The 16,595-nt window shown below is 65.4% G+C and carries 14 protein-coding genes; 9 read left to right on the top strand and 5 right to left on the bottom strand.

The window, feature by feature from the left end:
* Positions 1-50: 50 nt before the first annotated feature.
* From QUV35_RS10330 to QUV35_RS10320, 3 genes are all read right to left on the bottom strand, one after another.
* Complete coding sequence (locus QUV35_RS10330; RefSeq protein ID WP_300873377.1) at positions 51-1,235, bottom strand: branched-chain amino acid ABC transporter substrate-binding protein; 1,185 nt, start codon at positions 1,233-1,235, stop codon at positions 51-53.
* A 212-nt stretch (positions 1,236-1,447) separates the two neighbouring features.
* Positions 1,448-1,882 carry a DNA polymerase III subunit chi gene (locus tag QUV35_RS10325; protein WP_300873375.1) on the bottom strand — a complete coding sequence of 145 codons (435 nt, stop codon included), beginning with the start codon at positions 1,880-1,882 and terminating at the stop codon, positions 1,448-1,450.
* 7 nt (positions 1,883-1,889) lie between these two features.
* The gene (locus QUV35_RS10320; protein ID WP_300873373.1) at positions 1,890-3,383 is read right to left on the bottom strand and encodes a leucyl aminopeptidase; all 1,494 of its coding nucleotides are present in this window, start codon (positions 3,381-3,383) and stop codon (positions 1,890-1,892) included.
* A gap of 25 nt (positions 3,384-3,408) precedes the next feature.
* On the opposite strand from QUV35_RS10320, the gene lptF reads away from it, so the two are divergent.
* The 5 genes from lptF to QUV35_RS10295 all read left to right on the top strand — a co-directional run bounded on the left by lptF (position 3,409) and on the right by QUV35_RS10295 (position 8,274).
* On the top strand, positions 3,409-4,533 hold the full coding sequence (gene lptF / locus QUV35_RS10315) for an LPS export ABC transporter permease LptF (RefSeq protein ID WP_300873371.1): 1,125 nt from the start codon (positions 3,409-3,411) through the stop codon (positions 4,531-4,533).
* Positions 4,530-5,648: an LPS export ABC transporter permease LptG gene (gene lptG / locus QUV35_RS10310; protein ID WP_300873369.1), complete on the top strand. Its 1,119-nt coding sequence runs from the start codon at positions 4,530-4,532 to the stop codon at positions 5,646-5,648. Before lptF ends, lptG begins: the two co-directional genes overlap by 4 nt.
* Positions 5,649-5,655: 7 nt before the next feature.
* A complete protein-coding gene (locus QUV35_RS10305; RefSeq protein WP_300873367.1) occupies positions 5,656-6,021 on the top strand; it encodes a CbiX/SirB N-terminal domain-containing protein in 366 nt (121 codons plus the stop codon).
* The gene (locus QUV35_RS10300) at positions 6,018-6,962 is read left to right on the top strand and encodes a CysB family HTH-type transcriptional regulator (RefSeq protein ID WP_300873365.1); all 945 of its coding nucleotides are present in this window, start codon (positions 6,018-6,020) and stop codon (positions 6,960-6,962) included. The genes QUV35_RS10305 and QUV35_RS10300 overlap by 4 nt, the downstream gene beginning before the upstream one ends.
* A 133-nt stretch (positions 6,963-7,095) precedes the next feature.
* On the top strand, positions 7,096-8,274 hold the full coding sequence (locus QUV35_RS10295) for a pyridoxal phosphate-dependent aminotransferase (protein ID WP_300873363.1): 1,179 nt from the start codon (positions 7,096-7,098) through the stop codon (positions 8,272-8,274).
* A 36-nt stretch (positions 8,275-8,310) separates the two neighbouring features.
* Here the strand turns inward: QUV35_RS10295 and QUV35_RS10290 are convergent, their stop codons facing one another.
* Positions 8,311-9,027, bottom strand: coding sequence for a (2Fe-2S)-binding protein (locus tag QUV35_RS10290; protein WP_300873361.1), 717 nt, complete (start codon positions 9,025-9,027; stop codon positions 8,311-8,313).
* Between the two features lie 146 nt (positions 9,028-9,173).
* On the bottom strand, positions 9,174-13,091 hold the full coding sequence (gene hrpA, locus QUV35_RS10285; protein ID WP_300873359.1) for an ATP-dependent RNA helicase HrpA: 3,918 nt from the start codon (positions 13,089-13,091) through the stop codon (positions 9,174-9,176).
* 71 nt (positions 13,092-13,162) lie between these two features.
* Between hrpA and QUV35_RS10280 the strand changes: the two genes are divergently transcribed.
* The 4 genes from QUV35_RS10280 to ppk2 all read left to right on the top strand — a co-directional run bounded on the left by QUV35_RS10280 (position 13,163) and on the right by ppk2 (position 16,584).
* Positions 13,163-13,429: a DUF6364 family protein gene (locus QUV35_RS10280; protein WP_300873357.1), complete on the top strand. Its 267-nt coding sequence runs from the start codon at positions 13,163-13,165 to the stop codon at positions 13,427-13,429.
* The gene (locus QUV35_RS10275) at positions 13,429-13,842 is read left to right on the top strand and encodes a PIN domain-containing protein (protein WP_300873355.1); all 414 of its coding nucleotides are present in this window, start codon (positions 13,429-13,431) and stop codon (positions 13,840-13,842) included. Before QUV35_RS10280 ends, QUV35_RS10275 begins: the two co-directional genes overlap by 1 nt.
* Before the next feature lie 12 nt (positions 13,843-13,854).
* Positions 13,855-15,195, top strand: coding sequence for an amino-acid N-acetyltransferase (argA, locus tag QUV35_RS10270; RefSeq protein WP_300873353.1), 1,341 nt, complete (start codon positions 13,855-13,857; stop codon positions 15,193-15,195).
* Between the two features lie 108 nt (positions 15,196-15,303).
* Positions 15,304-16,584: a polyphosphate kinase 2 gene (gene ppk2, locus QUV35_RS10265; RefSeq protein WP_300873351.1), complete on the top strand. Its 1,281-nt coding sequence runs from the start codon at positions 15,304-15,306 to the stop codon at positions 16,582-16,584.
* Positions 16,585-16,595 lie beyond the last annotated feature (11 nt).

Raw genomic sequence — 16,595 nt, 5'->3', positions numbered from 1 at the left:
CATGAAAAAGGCCACCCGAAGGTGGCCTTTCAGTGGACCGGGAGCGCTGATCAGCGGATCACGGCCAGGGTGGTGCGGGCGCCGCCCTTGTAGGTCATCAGCGTCAGGGCGCCGTTCTTGATGTCGCCCTTTTCGTCGAACGCGATGTTGCCGGTCACGCCTTTGTAGTTGGTGGCCTTGAGTGCGGGCAGGTAGACCTTGGGGTCGGCCGAGCCGGCGGTCACCATGGCGTTGGCCATGACTTTCACAGCGTCGTACACGTAGGGTGCGTACACCTGAACGTCAGCGCCGAACTTGGCCTTGAAGTCGGCGCGGAACTTGTCCATGCCTTCTTTCTGTTCGCCTTCGACACCGCCGGCTTCGGCGCAATACACCTGCTCGTCAGCCATGCCTTCAGCGGCCAGCTTGGGCAATTCGCTGGAGCAGATGCCGTCTCCACCCATGAACTTGGCATTGATGCCGAGTTGCTTCATCTGCTTGAGCATCGGGCCGGCCACGGCGTCCATGCCGCCGAAGAACACGACGTCTGGCTTCTTGGCCTTCAGGGTGGTCAGGATGGCGTTGAAGTCGGTCGCTTTGTCGTTGGTGAACTCACGGCCCACCACGGTGCCGCCTGCTGCCGCCACGCCTTTTTCGAACTCGTCGGCCACGCCCTGGCCATAGGCCGTGCGGTCGTCGATCACGGCCACGGTTTTGGCGCCGAGCGTTTCCACGGCGTACTTGCCCAGGGTGCCGCCGAGGTGCACGTCGTCAGCCACCATGCGGAACACGCCTGCGTAACCCTGGCGGGTGTACTTGGGGTTGGTTGCCGATGGGGAAATCTGGGGGATGCCGGCGTCGTTGTAGATCTGCGAAGCAGGAATGGTGGTGCCCGAGTTCAGGTGACCGATCACGCCGGCGACCTTGGCATCCACCAGCTTGGTGGCGGCGGCCGTGCCCTGCTTGGGATCGGCAGCATCGTCTTCAGCCAGCAACTCGAAGGTCACGGGAGCGCCACCGATGGTCAGGCCGGCAGCGTTCAGCTCTTCGATCGCCATCTTGGCGCCGTTCTCGTTGTCCTTGCCCAGGTGGGCAATGCCGCCGCTGGTGGGACCGACATGACCAATCTTGATGACCTGGGCTGCAGGTGCAGGAGCCGCCGCAGGTGCTGCGACCGGCGCGGCTTCTTCTTTTTTGCCGCAAGCGGCAAGAGCGACGGCCGCCGCAAGAACGGCCAATTTCAGGTTCAGTTGCATGGTTTTCCTCAAAAAGGATTAAAGAGTTGAGCAATGGGAACTTTTGCCATCACGCCCATAAAGATACTCTAAAAATGCGGCTAATTTCACTTATGCGGCAAGGCGGAATCCGGTTCGAGGGTTTTCATGGACCTCATCACCGCATTGAATGCCACATTAGCCGAAGACATGCTGGGCACGATCCTCCGGCATTGGAAGAGCCCCGGCGGGGCTCAGTCGGCGGGTGCCGATTGCAGATCGTGCCTCTGCGGCTCCATGCCCAATGCCTTGTACTGACGCCAGCGTTCCCGAGCGGGTGCCCGGTCGGCCTCGTCACGCGTCACCACCTCGATGACACGGTTGAACGCGCCGGGGTCGTCGGGCATGTCGTGGCGCAGGTTCACCAGGAGGAATGCCCCACGCTCATCGGGCAGCCGATCGCCCAACTGGATGGGTGAGTGATCTTTCAACAGATCGGGATCGTCGATTCGGCAATGCGGGACGAATTCCCCCGCTCCCATGGTCCACAACGATGCATCGAGTCGAGCCAGGTCATCCTCGGCGACCCAGGCGAACACCCGCGCCTTGCGCAGATACGCCTTGCGCAACAACCGGCAGGCATAGCCCAGCCGATCCGGTGCATTGAAGTGGAAGGCGACGTCGGGCAATGGTGCCTCAGGCCTTGGCCGGTTTGCGCCCCGCCGGTTTGACCGGCGCCACCTCCACCTGGTCCAGCAGGTACTGCAGCAACAGCGGCACGGGGCGGCCGGTTGAGCCTTTGGCCGCGCCGCCTTTCCAGGCCGTGCCCGCAATGTCGAGGTGGGCCCAGGGCAGTTCGGTGGCGAACTTCTGCAGGAACTTGGCGGCGGTGATGGCACCCCCGGCGCGGCCGGCAACGTTGCCCATGTCGGCAAAATTCGACTTGAGGCCTTCGGCGTACTCGTCGTCCAGCGGCATGCGCCAGCACAGGTCGAGCGACTTCTCGCCAGCGCTGGCCAGGGCCTGCGCCAGATCGTCGCGGGGGGAAAACAGGCCGGAGCGCACGCCACCCAAGGCGATCACGCAGGCGCCGGTAAGAGTGGCGATGTCGACCACGCTGCGCGGTTTGAAACGGGCCGCATAGGTGAGCGCATCGCACAGGATCAGCCGACCTTCGGCATCGGTGTTCAGGATCTCGATGGTCTGTCCGCTCATGCTGGTGACCACGTCGCCGGGTTTCACGGCCTGTCCGTCGGGCATGTTTTCGCAGCTGGGAATGAGTCCGACCACGTTGATGGCCGGCCTGAGCTCGGCCAACGCAGCGAAGGTACCCAGCACACTGGCTGCACCACCCATGTCGAACTTCATCTCGTCCATCTCGGCAGCGGGCTTGATGGAGATGCCGCCGGTGTCGAACGTGATGCCTTTGCCGACCAGCACCACCGGAGCACTGCCCTTGGCACCACCGTTGTAGTGCATGACGATGAAGCGCAAGGGTTCGACGGAGCCGCGGGCGACCGACAGGAAAGAGCCCATGCCCAGGGCCTCCACCTGCTTGGGGCCCAGCACATCGGTCTTGAAGCCGCTGTGGCGACCGAGCTTGCGTGCGGCCTCACCCAGCAGCGTTGGCGTGGCATGGTTGGCCGGGCGGTTGGCCCATTCCTTGGCAAATTCCACGCCGACCACCTGGGCCTTGCCCACCGCGAAGCCGCGCTCCACGTCGGCGGCCCTGGTCACACCGATCACCACACGTTTCACGCTGCGTGCCTTGGCACTGGGTTTGGTCGTGGTGTAGCAATAGCTGGCATCGGCGCAGGCCTGCATCGCGGCGCGCACGGTGTCGTCGCCGGCATCCGTCAGGCTGAACACCAGACCGAGCGTTTGCACGCCAGGTTGCTTGAGAGCGCCCATGCCGGCTGTCACCGCCTTGCGCACCGAAGCGGGCGAGCCGTCACCGAGCCGCACCAGCGTCACACGCGAGGCCTTGAACCCCTCGGGCCGGTAGCACGACAGCAGCTTGGCGACACCACTGTCGAGATCCTGGTGGGCAACGGCCTGCGCCACCAGCCGGGTGAGGGTCTGGTCGGCGGACCTGGTGGTCGCTGTCGTGTCGGGCACCAGCACCAGCAACGCGTCCACCGGCAGTTGGGCCGCTTGTGCAGCACTGAGGGATTTGAGTTCGAAGTCCATAATCGTGTTTTCCTGTTCTCAATCGATGTTATTCCATTCTTCCATCCGCAAAGAGCTGGCACGCAGCTTCGGAGCCACCCTGGTGGTGCTGTTCACCATCGTGCTCACGATGCTGTTGATCCGCACCCTCGGACTGGCCTCCCGCGGCAGCGTCAACCCACAGGAAATCGCCCTGGTGCTGGGCTACACCGTCATCGGGCGCATGCCCACCATCCTGACGCTGGCCTTGTTTGTCGCCATCGTCTTCACGCTCTCGCGCATGTACCGCGACAGCGAAATGATCATCTGGTTCTCCAGCGGACGCTCGCTCGGGGGCTTTCTCGGACCGGTTCTGCGCTTCTCATGGCCCATCCTGGCGGTCATCACCCTGATGGTCTTCTTCGTGTGGCCCTGGGCCAATCAGCAGACCGACAACCTGCGCAGCCGTTTCGAGCGTCGAGGCGACCTCGAGCGCGTGGCGCCCGGGCAGTTCCAGGAATCGTCAAGCGGCCGCCGCGTCTTCTTCATCGACAAGGACACGGCCGGTGGCACCGAGGGACGCAACATTTTCATCTCGAGCACCGAAGACGACGGGCGCGAGACCGTGACGTCGGCGCGATCGGGCCGCATTGAATGGGTGAAGGACGAGCAGCTCCTGATGCTCAACAACGGCCAGCGCCTGGAAACCGCGCCCGACGGCAGCGGCCTGAGGGTCAGCGAATTCGAGAGCTACGGCACACGGATCGGTTCTTCCTCCACTGCCGAAGGCAGATCGCAGGCCTTGAAGTCGCGCAGCACGCTGCAGTTGATCAACGAACCCGACCGCGCCAATCTGGGCGAGCTGGGCTGGCGCATCGGCATGGCGCTCACGTCGTTCAACTTCGTGCTGATTGCCCTGGCCACCACCGCGGGCAACCCGCGCGCCGGTCGCGGTGGCAATCTCTTCTTCACCCTGTTTGCCTTCGTGTTCTATTACAACCTGCTCAACCTCGGTCAGAGCTGGGTGGCCGGCGGACTGGTGGGGCTGGGCGGGTTCATGCTGACGCTGCACGGAGGGGTGTTTGTACTGACCGTGCTCTGGCTGTTCAAGCGCCACTACAACCTGAGCGTGACCAGCTGGATCAACCGGCGGCGCAGCGCCGGCACACCGGTACAGGGAACCGCCGCATGAAAACGATCCGTCGACTGATCTACGGCGAAATCTTCCTCGCGGTGGGCTTCGTGCTGCTGGCCTTTCTCTCGCTCTTCTTCTTCTTCGACTTTGTGGACGAGTTGCCTGCGCTGGGCAAGCCCTCGGCGCTCGACGCCGCCCTGGTGTACGAAGTGCCACATGCCCTGCTTTATGTGGGCCTGCTCATGCCCAGCCGCATCTACGAGCTGCTGCCGATCTCGGTGCTGATCGGCGCGGTGTTCGTGCTGGCGCGCCTGGCCCAGGGTTCGGAATACACCATCCTGCGCACCAGTGGCCTGGGGCCGTGGCGTGCGCTGCGGACCTTGCTCGGTCTGGGCGCCGTGTTCGTGGTGCTCACGTTCGCGCTGGGTGACTACGTGGCCCCGCTCGCGGACCGGACAGCCCAGCTGCTCAAGGCCCGCTACCAGGGCAACATCAGCGTGGGGCAGACCGGCGCCTGGCTCAAGGAACGGCAGCCCTACAGCAATTTCTCGGTCAATGTGGGCTCCCTGTCGCCTCGCGGTGAACTGGGCAATGTGCGCATTTTTGAGTTCAACAACCAGGGCTCGCTGGTCTCCACCCTCTCTGCCGCCACCGGGCAGATCGAGACCGACGATTCATGGACCTTGCGCCAGGTGCAGCGCCGCGAATTCGACACCGCGGGGAAAACGTCGGCACGCATCGTGCGCAGCGAACTGGACACCTTCCGCTGGCCGAGCGGCATCAACAGCGAGATGGTGTCGGTGGCCTTGCTCAAGCCCGAGACCATGCGCACCGCCGACCTCTTCGGCTACATCCGCCACCTGCAGGCCAACGGACAGACCGCGCAGCGCTACGAGATCGAGTTCTGGCGCAAGGTGTTCTATCCCCTGAGCTGCCTCGTCATGGTGGTGCTCGCCCTGCCCTTTGCCTACCTGCATTTCCGCTCGGGCAGCATCACGGCCTACGTGTTCGGGGGCGTGATGATCGGCATCAGCTTCTTCCTGCTCAACAACGTGTTCGGCTACATCGGCAACCTCAATGCCTGGCGCCCCTGGCTGGCGGCGGCTTCACCCGCGCTGATCTATTCGGTGTTTTCGCTGGCCGCTTTTGGCTGGCTCGTCTTGCGAAGGTAGCGTGTCCATGCTTGGAGTGATCGTGTTTGCCCATGGGTCGCGCGACCCCCTGTGGCGTCTGCCGGTGGAGTCAGTGGCGCAGCAGATCTCGAGCCGGGATCCGTCCGCCGCCGTGTCCTGCGCCTACCTCGAACTGTGTGAGCCCGACATCGCCACCGCCGCCCGAAAAATGGTGCAGGCCGGCGTCACGCAGGTGCGGGTGCTGCCGCTTTTTTTCGGCATGGGAAAACACGCGCGCGAAGACCTGCCCGTGCTGATGCGCGATCTCCGGCTGGCCCATCCCGCCGTGCAATTCGAGCAACTCCCCGCTGCCGGAGAAGACCCCCGGCTGACCGCCCTGCTCGCGCAGATCGCGCTGGAGCCGGCGTCATGAACCTGCACCAGTTCCGTTTTGTTCAGGAGGCCGTGCGTCGCAACCTCAACCTGACCGAAGCGGCCAAGGCCCTGCACACCTCGCAACCCGGCGTGTCCAAGGCCATCATCGAACTCGAGGACGAGCTCGGCATCGAGATCTTTGCGCGCCACGGCAAGCGCATCAAGCGCGTGACCGAGCCTGGCGTGCAGGTGCTCAAGAGCATCGAAATCATCCTGCGCGAGGTCAACAACCTCAGGCGCATCGGTGAGCAGTATTCGGCGCAGGACAGCGGCACGCTGTCGATCGCCACCACCCACACCCAGGCCCGCTATGTGCTGCCCGGTCCCGTCGCGGCGCTGCGCCAGGCCTACCCCAAGGTCGGCATCAGCCTGCACCAGGGTTCGCCCGATCAGGTGGCCAGGATGTTGATGGAGGAGGTGGCCGAGATCGGCATGGCCACCGAGTCGCTGGTGAACTACCCCGAGCTCGTCACACTGCCGTGCTACGAATGGCAGCACGTGCTGGTGTTCCCGTTCGACCACCCGCTGCTCGAGCGCGAGCGCATCACGCACGAAGACCTCGCCCAGGTGCCGCTGATCACCTACCACCCCAGCTACACCGGCCGCACCCGCATCGACCAGGCGTTCGCATTGCGGCATCTCAAGCCCAACATCGTGCTGGAAGCCATCGACTCCGACGTGATCAAGACCTACGTGAAGCTGGGCATGGGCGTGGGCATCGTGGCCGAAATGGCGATGGCCGGCGACAACCAGACACCCGACCTGGTGTCCCGACCCGCCGCCGACCTGTTCGGCCACAACCTGGCTCGCGTGGCCTTCAAGCGCGGGACCTACCTGCGCCACTTCGTGCTGCGCTTTGCCGAGCTGTTGAGCGAGCGCCTGACGCGCGACCAGGTCATGCGCGCCATGAGCGGCACCCCGGACGACTACGAGCTGTGAGCCACCCCCGTTGCCTGCTCACTGCGTGTGGCCGCATCCCCCCTCAAGGGGGCAAACCCTGCGGCCTGGCGGAGCCAGTTCCGCGGGTTTTCTTGCCAAAAATGCTCTCTCCCAAGCACCTGCGAAAAACGCCATGACGTCACCCGGACTCAAAACACCTGCCCTCACCTCTCGTCTGCCCAACGTGGGCACGACGATCTTCACCGTGATGTCGGCCCTGGCCACCGAGCACCAGGCGGTCAACCTGGGCCAGGGATTTCCCGACTTCGATTGCGACCCCGCCTTGCTCGACGCGGTCACGCAGGCCATGCAGGCCGGGCACAACCAGTACCCGCCCATGCCGGGGGTGCCGGCCTTGCGCCAGGCCATGGCTGCCAAGATGCAGGCCCTGTACGGCCTGCGCTGCGATCCGGTCAGCGAGATCACCGTCACCGCCGGCGCCACACAGGCGATCTTCACGGCACTGCTCGCCGTGGTGCACCCGGGCGACGAAGTGATCGTGCTGGAGCCCTGCTACGACAGCTACGTTCCCAACATCGAGCTGGCCGGTGGTGTGCCGGTGCGCGTGCCACTGACACCAGGAACCTTTCGTCCCGACTTCGGCCGCATTGCAGCGGCCATGACGTCGCGCACGCGCGCCATCATCATCAACAGCCCGCACAACCCCAGCGGCACGGTGTGGAGTGCGGCCGACATGCTCCGCCTGCAGGAACTGCTGGCCCCCACCGACGTGCTGCTGATCAGCGACGAGGTGTACGAACACATGGTGTTCGACGGCCAGCTCCACCAGAGTGCCGCGCGCTTTGCGGGCCTGGCCGCGCGTGCCTTCATCGTCAGCAGCTTCGGCAAGACTTACCACGTGACCGGCTGGAAGGTGGGCACCGTGGTGGCGCCTGCGGCGTTCACCGCCGAGTTCCGCAAGGTTCACCAGTTCAATGTGTTCACCGTCAACACCCCGATGCAGCATGCGCTGGCGGCGTACATGGCCAGCCCGGCGCCCTACCTCGAGCTCGGTGCGTTCTACCAGCGCAAGCGCGACCTGTTTCGCGAAGGCCTGGCGCAGACGCGTTTTCGCATGCTCCCGGGCGAGGGCACCTACTTCCAGTGCGTCGACATCTCGGCGCTGGCCGTGCCCGAGCGCGACCTGAGCGAAGCGGATTTCTGCCAGTGGCTCACGCAAGAGATCGGGGTGGCCGCCATTCCCCTGTCGGCTTTCTATGGGGACGGGTTCGACCAGCGTGTGGTGCGCTTCTGCTTCGCCAAGAAAGACGACACCTTGCGAGAAGCCTTGAAGCGCCTGTCGCGGCTCTGAGGGCTCTGTCGGCAAACCGCTGCCGCCCCGCAGGATTCAGCAGCGCACCGGGTTTCGACAGAACCGGTCGAGTTCGCGCACCGTGCTCTGGCGCGCCACGGCCTGGCGGGCATTCGGCCCCACCTCCAGGCTCAACTTCATTTCGTACTTCTTGAAGAAGTCGTCGAACAATTCGCCACCGAGGGTGGCGGTGGCGGTCAACTGGTCGGTCTTGGGATCGTGTTCGAGCAGCACCGCGCACAGCGGCTGCTCGGCCGGCCCGCCGAGCACCCGGGCACCCCGTGCCGGGTCGTACTGGCTGTGGTCGGCGCAGCAATGGATGAGGTCGCTGCCCTTGCTCGGCGTCTGCGGGTTCACCGCAGCGCCCTTGCGGAAACTGATGAAGCTCAGGTCCTTGGTCGGGTACACCAGCTTGTGCGCACAGATGGCTGAAAACGCCACCAGGCTGCGCCCGGGCCCCACGCCACCGGGCCACTGGTAGGGCTGCTTCTCGCGCGTCACCAGCGGGGTGGCCACAGCGGGCTTGCCCAGGTCCAGCAGAAACACCGGCGTGGCCTCGAAGGGATAGTGAAACACGTAGTTGGTCTGGACCCGCAGGCTCGTGGCCTTGAGCGGCTTGCCGAGCTCATCGACGAGCAGCACCCGGTCGTAGGCCCTTGGTCTGGCGTCGGCGGCCCAGGCGTGCCCGGCCAGCGTGGCAGCCAGCGATCCTGCGCCCAGGGCGCAACCCTCCACAAATTCACGACGGTCCATTGGCAGATCCCGGTGCGGTGAAACAGCGGCCACGGCGGTGGCCCGTCGCACAGTGAAACGCATCAACAGGCGTGGTGTCAACCGGCCTGGACATGCCCCACCCCCGCCGGGGGACAAGACGCGTGCCACTGGCTGCGCCGGAACAACTACAGCTGGAGCTGCGCCCAGGCCTTGTCCAGGCGCTTGACACTCACCGGCTGCGGCGTGCGCAGCTCCTGGGCGAAAAAGCTCACGCGCAGCTCTTCAAGCAGCCAGCGCAGCTCCTGCAGCCGGGCGTCCTGCACGCCCTTGCGCTCGGCCACCAGCCGCCAGAAGCGCTGGTCCTGCGGGCGCAACTCGGCCAGCCTGGCGGCGTCGCGCGCGGGATCGGCCCGCAGCTTGTCCAGCCGCAACTGCACCGCCTTCAGATAGCGCGGCAGGTACTGCAGCTGGGCATGCGGTGTGAGCAGCAGAAAGCGCTTGGGCACAAGGCGGGCCAGTTGCTGGCCCACGTCGGCGGCCACATCGGCGGGTGGTTTGCTGTCCTTGAGCTTGCGCAAGGCAGCCGCATGCTCTGCGAGGATGGCGCCGGCGCTGCGGGCGATCTCGCTGGCAATCAGGGTGAGCCGGCCGCGCCCTTCCTCCACCCGCTGCTTGAAGGCGGATGGGTGGGTGGGCAGGGGTTCGGCCAGAAACGCGCGGTCCAGGGCGAGCTCGAGGATCTGCGTGCGCAGCTCTTCCAGCGTGCCGCCGGCGCCCGACTCCTTGCCCACCTGCATGTAGGCCGCGGCCATGGTCTGCAGGCCCGGCAGGTTCTTCTCGAGATACTTCAGCGCATCGCGGATCTGCAGTGCGCACAGGCGGCGCAGGCCTTCGCGGTGGCGTACCCTGGCCACATCGGGCTCGTCGAACACCTCCAGGCGCACCGCATCGCCATCGTCGATGAGCGCTGGAAAACCGATCAAGGACTGCTGTCCCTTGCGGATCTCCATGAGTTCGGGGAGCTCGCCGAAATCCCATGTGGTGTGACGTTGCGCGGCACTGGCCGCCGGCGCCGCCGCCGCCGCCTTGCCGACGGCCTGGGTCAACGGCGCAGCGCTGCGCAGTTCCTGCCCGGGCACAGCCGGACGCAGGGTCTCGAGCTTGAGCGACGCCAGCGCCTGGAAAGCGCCGCGCGCCTGGCTGCCCAGTTCGGCCTTGAGCGCCGCCAGACTGCGGCCCTGACCCAGTTGACGGCCGTGCTCGTCCACCACGCGCAGGTGCATGAAGTGGTGCGGACTCAGCATGTCGACCTTGATGTCGTTGCGCTGGATGTCGAGCTGCGTGGCGTCACGAACCAGTTTCAGCAGCACCTCCATCAGGTTGCCGGCGCCGAACGCTGCCGGCTCGCACAGGGTCTGCGTAAACCGTTCGGCGGTGGCGGGCAGCGGCACCAGGCGCGAACGAGGCCGCTGGTGCAGGGTCTTGAGCAGGGCCAGCAACTTGTCCTTGAGCATGCCGGGCACGAGCCAGTCACAACGGTCCTCGCTGGCCTGGTTCAGCGCAAAGATCGGCAGCGTGACCGAAAGCCCGTCGCGCGGATCGCCGGGCACATGCAGGTACTCGCAGGCACAGTCCACCCCGCCCAGGCGAAGCGTCTTGGGAAAGGCCTGCGTGGTGATGCCGGCGGCCTCGTGGCGCATGAGCTCTTCGCGCGTGAGCAGCAGCAGCTTCGGATGGCGCCGCACCTCGTCCTGGTACCAGCGTTCAAACGTCGCGCCGTTGCAGACATGCGCCGGCAGTTGCTGGTCGTAGAAGGCGTAGATGAGCTCGTCGTCGACCAGCACATCCTGCCGGCGCGACTTGTGCTCCAGTTCGGCCACCTGTTTCACCAGCTTCTGGTTGGCGCCGAGAAACGGCAGGCGCGTTTCCCAGTCACCGGCGACCAGGGCCTCGCGGATGAAAATGGCGCGCGCGCCCACCGGGTCGACGCGGCCGTAGTCGGTGCGCCGGTTGTTGTAGACCACCAGGCCATAGAGCGTGGCGCGCTCCAGTGCCGTGACCTGAGCGGATTTTTTCTCCCAGTGCGGATCGAGCAACTGCTTCTTGAGCAGGTGCCCGCCCACCTGCTCCAGCCACAGCGGCTCGATGGCGGCGATGCCGCGGCCGAACAGGCGCGTGGTCTCCACCAGCTCGGCGCAGACGATCCAGCGCCCGGGTTTCTTGCTCAGGTTGGCGCCCGGGTGACGGTAGAACTTGATGCCGCGCGCACCCAGGTACCACTCCTCCGCTTCGCTCTTCTGACCCACGTTGCCCAGCAGGCCGGCCAGCATCGCCAGGTGCAGCTGCTCGTAGCTGGCGGGTTGCGTGTTGATCTGCCACTTGTGCTCGGCCACCACGGTGTGCAACTGGGTGTGGATGTCGCGCCATTCGCGCACGCGGCGCACGTTGACGAAGTTCTCGCGCAGCAGGTTTTCGTACTGGCGGTGGCTGAGCTTGTGGTCGGTGCCGTGACCCCCTCTGGAGTCCTCCAGCCACTTCCAGAGCTTGAGCGTGCCGCTGAACTCGCTCTTCTCGTCGTCGAACTTGGCGTGCGCCTGGTCGGCCTGGGCCTGTTTGTCGAGCGGCCGGTCACGCACGTCCTGCACGCTCAGGGCCGATGCGATCACCATCACCTCATCGAGCGCGCCGCGCTGTTGCGCCTCCAGGATCATGCGGCCCACGCGCGGGTCCAGTGGCAGGCGCGAGAGGGTCTGGCCGATGGCGGTGAGCTCGTTGTTGTCGTCCACCGCACCGAGCTCGGCCAGCAGCTGATAGCCGTCGACGATGGCCCGCTTTTGCGGCGCCTCGATGAACGCGAACTCCTCCACCGCGCCCAGGCGCAGCGCCTTCATGCGCAGGATCACCCCCGCGAGCGAGCTGCGCAGGATCTCGGGGTCGGTGAACCTCGGGCGGCTGTTGAAGCCGGCCTCGTCGTACAGGCGGATGCAGATGCCGTCGGCAACACGGCCGCAGCGCCCGGCGCGCTGGTTGGCCGCCGCCTGGCTGATGGGCTCCACCATCAGTTGCTCCACCTTCTGGCGGAAGCTGTAGCGCTTGACGCGCGCGGTGCCGACGTCGATCACATTGCGGATGCCGGGCACCGTGAGCGAGGTCTCGGCCACGTTGGTCGAGAGCACGATGCGCCGCCCGCCGTGCTCCTGGAAGATGCGGTCCTGCTCGGCCTGGGAGAGGCGCGCGAACAGCGGCAACACCTCGGCATTGCGCAAGGTGGGGATGTGGCTGAGGTGCTTGCGCAGGTGGTCGGCGGCTTCGCGAATCTCGCGCTCACCCGGCAGGAACACCAGGATGTCGCCGCCGGCCGGACCCCGCCACAACTCGTCCACCGCGTCGGTGATCGCACTGTTGAGATCGTAATCACGGCTCTCCTCGAACGGGCGCCAGCGCACCTCCACCGGGAAGGTGCGGCCCGAAACCATGAGCACGGGCGCGGGGCCGCGCTTGGAGGCGAAGTACTGCGCAAAGCGGTCGGCATCGATCGTGGCCGAGGTCACCACCACCTTCAGGTCGGGCCGGCGCGGCAGCAGCTGGCGCAGGTAGCCGAGCAGGAAGTCGATGTTGAGGCTTCGTTCGTGCGCCTCGTCGATGATGATGGTGTCGTAAGCGCGCAGGTCCGGATCGGTCTGCGTCTCGGCCAGCAGGATGCCGTCGGTCATGAGCTTGACCGACGCGTCTTTCGAGAGCCGGTCCTGGAAGCGCACCTTGAAACCCACCACGTCACCCAGCGGTGTCTTCAGTTCTTCCGCGATGCGCTTGGCCACGCTCGAGGCTGCGATGCGCCGCGGCTGCGTGTGGCCGATCATCTGGCCGCGCTGACCCGGTTTGGCGTTGCACTTGCCTCTGCCCATTGCCAGGGCGATCTTCGGAATCTGCGTGGTCTTGCCCGAACCGGTTTCGCCACACACGATCACCACCTGGTGCTCGCGCATGGCGGCCTCGATCTCGTGGCGGCGGGCCGAAACGGGCAGCGACTCGGGAAATTCGATGTGCAGGGGCTTGTTGGGCCTGGCGGCGGGGGCGCTGGAGGAATTGACAGGGTCGTTCACGGCGGTATTATCGCAGGGCACAGGTTCACGTGCAGCACGTGTTTTCGTGTTTCCAGGCCGGGAGTCCCAACATGACCAATCTGACCATTTCCATCGACGAAGCCGTGGTGCGCCAGGCGCGCGTGCGTGCGATCCAGGAAGGCACGTCGGTGAGTGCCAAGGTGCGCGATTTCCTCGCGGTCTATGCCCAGGGTGGAATGCCTCAACAAACCGCCGCACAGGAGTTCATCGCCGCGGCGCGCAGCAGCCAGGCCAACCGCTCGGGCCAGCGCTGGAGCCGGGCCGATGCGCATGATCGCCCCTACCCTGGCGCGGCCGAAAAACCACCGGGCCGTTGATGATCTGCTTTTTCGACACCAACGTCCTCGTCTACTGCATGGACGCCGGTGACCCGGATCGCCAGGCCTTGGCGATCGAACGTTTTGCACGCGCCTGCGAACAAGACACCGTGGTGCTCAGCGCCCAGGTGCTTCAGGAGTTCTACGCGGTGACCACCCGCAAGCTCCAGCCCGCGTTATCCCCCGCCGCCGCGCAGGCGCAGATCGAGCGCCTGGCCAGCTTTGAGGTGGTGGGCAGCTCGGCCACCAGCGTGCTGGAGGCCACGAGGCTCGCCGCTCGCCACCAGCTGCAATGGTGGGACGCACTCATACTCGAAGCCGCCTTGCGCGCCCAGGCCGATGTGTTGGTGAGCGAGGACGGCCAGCACGGCCAGCGCTTCGGCAAACTCACGGTCGAAAATCCGTTTCTTTAGAACTTCAGCGCCATGTCCACTGTCTTCAACTTCACCTTCGTCCCCTGGTTCCGCTCGGTTGCGCCCTACATCCACAAGCACCGCGGCAACACGCTGGTGGTGGGCATCGCAGGCGAAGCGATCGCCGCCGGCAAGCTGCAGAACGTGGCGCAGGACCTGGCCCTGATCCAGAGCATGGGGGTGGAGATCGTGCTGGTGCACGGCTTTCGCCCACAGGTGAACGAACAGTTGCTCGCCAAGGGCCACGAGCCCCGGTATTCGCACGGCATGCGCATCACCGACTCGGTGGCCCTCGATTGCGCGCAGGAAGCGGCCGGCCAGCTGCGCTATGAAATCGAGGCCGCCTTCAGCCAGGGCCTGCCCAACACGCCCATGGCCGGCGCCACCGTGCGTGTGATCTCGGGCAACTTCATCACCGCGCGCCCGGTGGGCCTGATGGATGGGGTGGACTTCCAGCACTCCGGTCTGGTGCGCAAGGTCGATACCGAAGGCATACAGCGCACGCTGGACATGGGCGCGCTGGTGTTGCTGTCGCCGTTCGGCTTCTCCCCCACCGGCGAGGCCTTCAACCTGACGATGGAAGACGTGGCGACCTCGGTGGCCATTGCGCTGCAGGCCGACAAGCTGATGTTTCTGACCGAGGTGCCCGGCCTGCGCACCGACCCGGGCGACCCCGGGAGCGACATCGACACCGAGATCCCGCTGGCCGACGCCAAGAAGCTGCTGGCCAGCCTGCCCGCGCCGACGCAGCCGACCGACCCCTCGTTCTACCTGCAGTACTGCATCCGCGCCTGCGAAGGCGGCGTGGAGCGCAGCCACATCCTGCCGTTTGCGGTGGACGGCGCGCTGCTGCTGGAGATCTACACCCACGACGGCTTCGGCACCATGGTGGTGGACGAAAAGCTGGAGAGCGTGCGAGAGGCCACCATGGACGACGTCAGCGGCATCGTGGCGCTGATCGAGCCGTTCGAGAAAGACGGCACGCTGGTCAAGCGCGACCGCACCGAGATCGAACGCGACGCCGGCAACTACACCATCATCGAACACGACGGCGTGATCTTCGGCTGCGCCGCGCTGTATCCCTATCCGGAAGCGCGAACCGGCGAGATGGCCGCCCTCACCGTCTCACCCGACACACAAAGCCAGGGCGACGGCGAACGCCTGCTCAAACGCATCGAGGTCAGGGCCAAGGCCCAGGGCCTGCAAAGCATCTTCGTGCTCACCACCCGCACCATGCACTGGTTCCTCAAGCGGGGATTCGTGCAGGTCAATGCCGAATGGCTGCCAGAGGCCCGCAAGCGCAAGTACAACTGGGACCGCAAAAGCCAGGTGCTGGTCAAGAAGCTGTCGTAGACAGTCAGACGCCCGTTCGCCCCTTTCGGGGCGGACTTGACGCAAGTCAACCGCCGGCGGCTCTCATTTTCGATACTGGTGCATTGCGTGACAACAAGATGACACTCCATGACAGAAAAATCGATCCGCGCCGCGTCGGCGACCCAGGCCGCCTCTTCCACGCCCAGGACCCCGGTCAAACCGGGCAGCCCGCGCACGGCAAGACCGCAGGCGGCCGCCCCGCGCCGCTCAGCGGTGGCCAACAAGACCAAAACCCCGCCAGCGTTGGCAAAGGCCCCTGCAGAACGGCCTCGCCGTGTGTCGCTGGGTGACACCAGCGGCACGAACCAGCCCGAAAAGATCCGCAAAAACGCCGTTTCCCAGGCCGTTGCATCCCGGCAGGCGGCGCAGGTGGCTGCGGTGAAAGACATTCTCTCGCGCAGCGAAAGCAGCCAGCGCAACAAGGCCGAATCGCTGCGGGCCATCCTGGAAGGCGCGGCACCCGACGACGCCAAGGCCATTCGACGACTGCTCAGACAGCAAACACAGGCCGTGCGCAGCGAGGCCAAAGCCATGGTCAACCCCGATGAGGCCCTGGCTGCGGATTGGCGCAGCGGCGCCTACCCCTACAAAAACCTGCTGTCGAGGCAGGTCTACGAGTCGCAGAAATACCTGCTGCAAGTCGAACTGCTCAAGCTTCAGGCCTGGGTGAAGGAGACCGGCCAGCGCGTGGTGATCCTGTTCGAAGGTCGTGACGCAGCGGGCAAGGGCGGCACCATCAAACGCATGATGGAACACCTCAATCCGCGAGGTGCCCGCGTGGTGGCGCTGGAGAAACCCAGCGAAGTGGAACGCGGCCAGTGGTATTTCCAGCGCTACGTGCAGCATTTGCCCACCGCCGGCGAGATCGTGCTGTTTGACCGCAGCTGGTACAACCGCGCCGGTGTTGAACGGGTCATGGGTTTCTGCAGCGAGGCTGAATACCAGGAGTTCATGCGCCAGGCGCCGCAGTTTGAACGCCAGCTGGTGCGCAGCGGCGTGCATCTGATCAAGTTCTGGTTTTCGGTCAGTCGACAAGAACAGCGCCGGCGCTTCAAGGAGCGCAAGGCGCACCCGCTCAAGCAGTGGAAACTGAGCCCGATCGACCTCGCGTCGCTCGACAAATGGGACGACTACACCAAGGCCAAGGAAGCCATGTTCTTCGAGACCGACACGGCAGATTCACCGTGGACCGTGATCAAGAGCGATTGCAAGAAGCGCGCCCGGCTCAACGCCATGCGCTACCTGCTGCAGAAACTGCCCTACACCAACAAGGAGCCGGACAACCTGGGCTCTCTGGACTCACTCATCGTGGGGCGCGCCCATGTGGTGTACGAACGCGGCGAGCGTCCCGGGAGCGCCATCCTCTGACCTTGCAAAGG

The sequence above is a fragment of the Hydrogenophaga sp. genome (assembly GCF_030373225.1).
Classification (GTDB): domain Bacteria; phylum Pseudomonadota; class Gammaproteobacteria; order Burkholderiales; family Burkholderiaceae_C; genus Hydrogenophaga.
The sequence above is the reverse complement of the archived record's forward strand: the minus strand, read 5'-3'. Positions and strand labels throughout refer to the sequence as shown.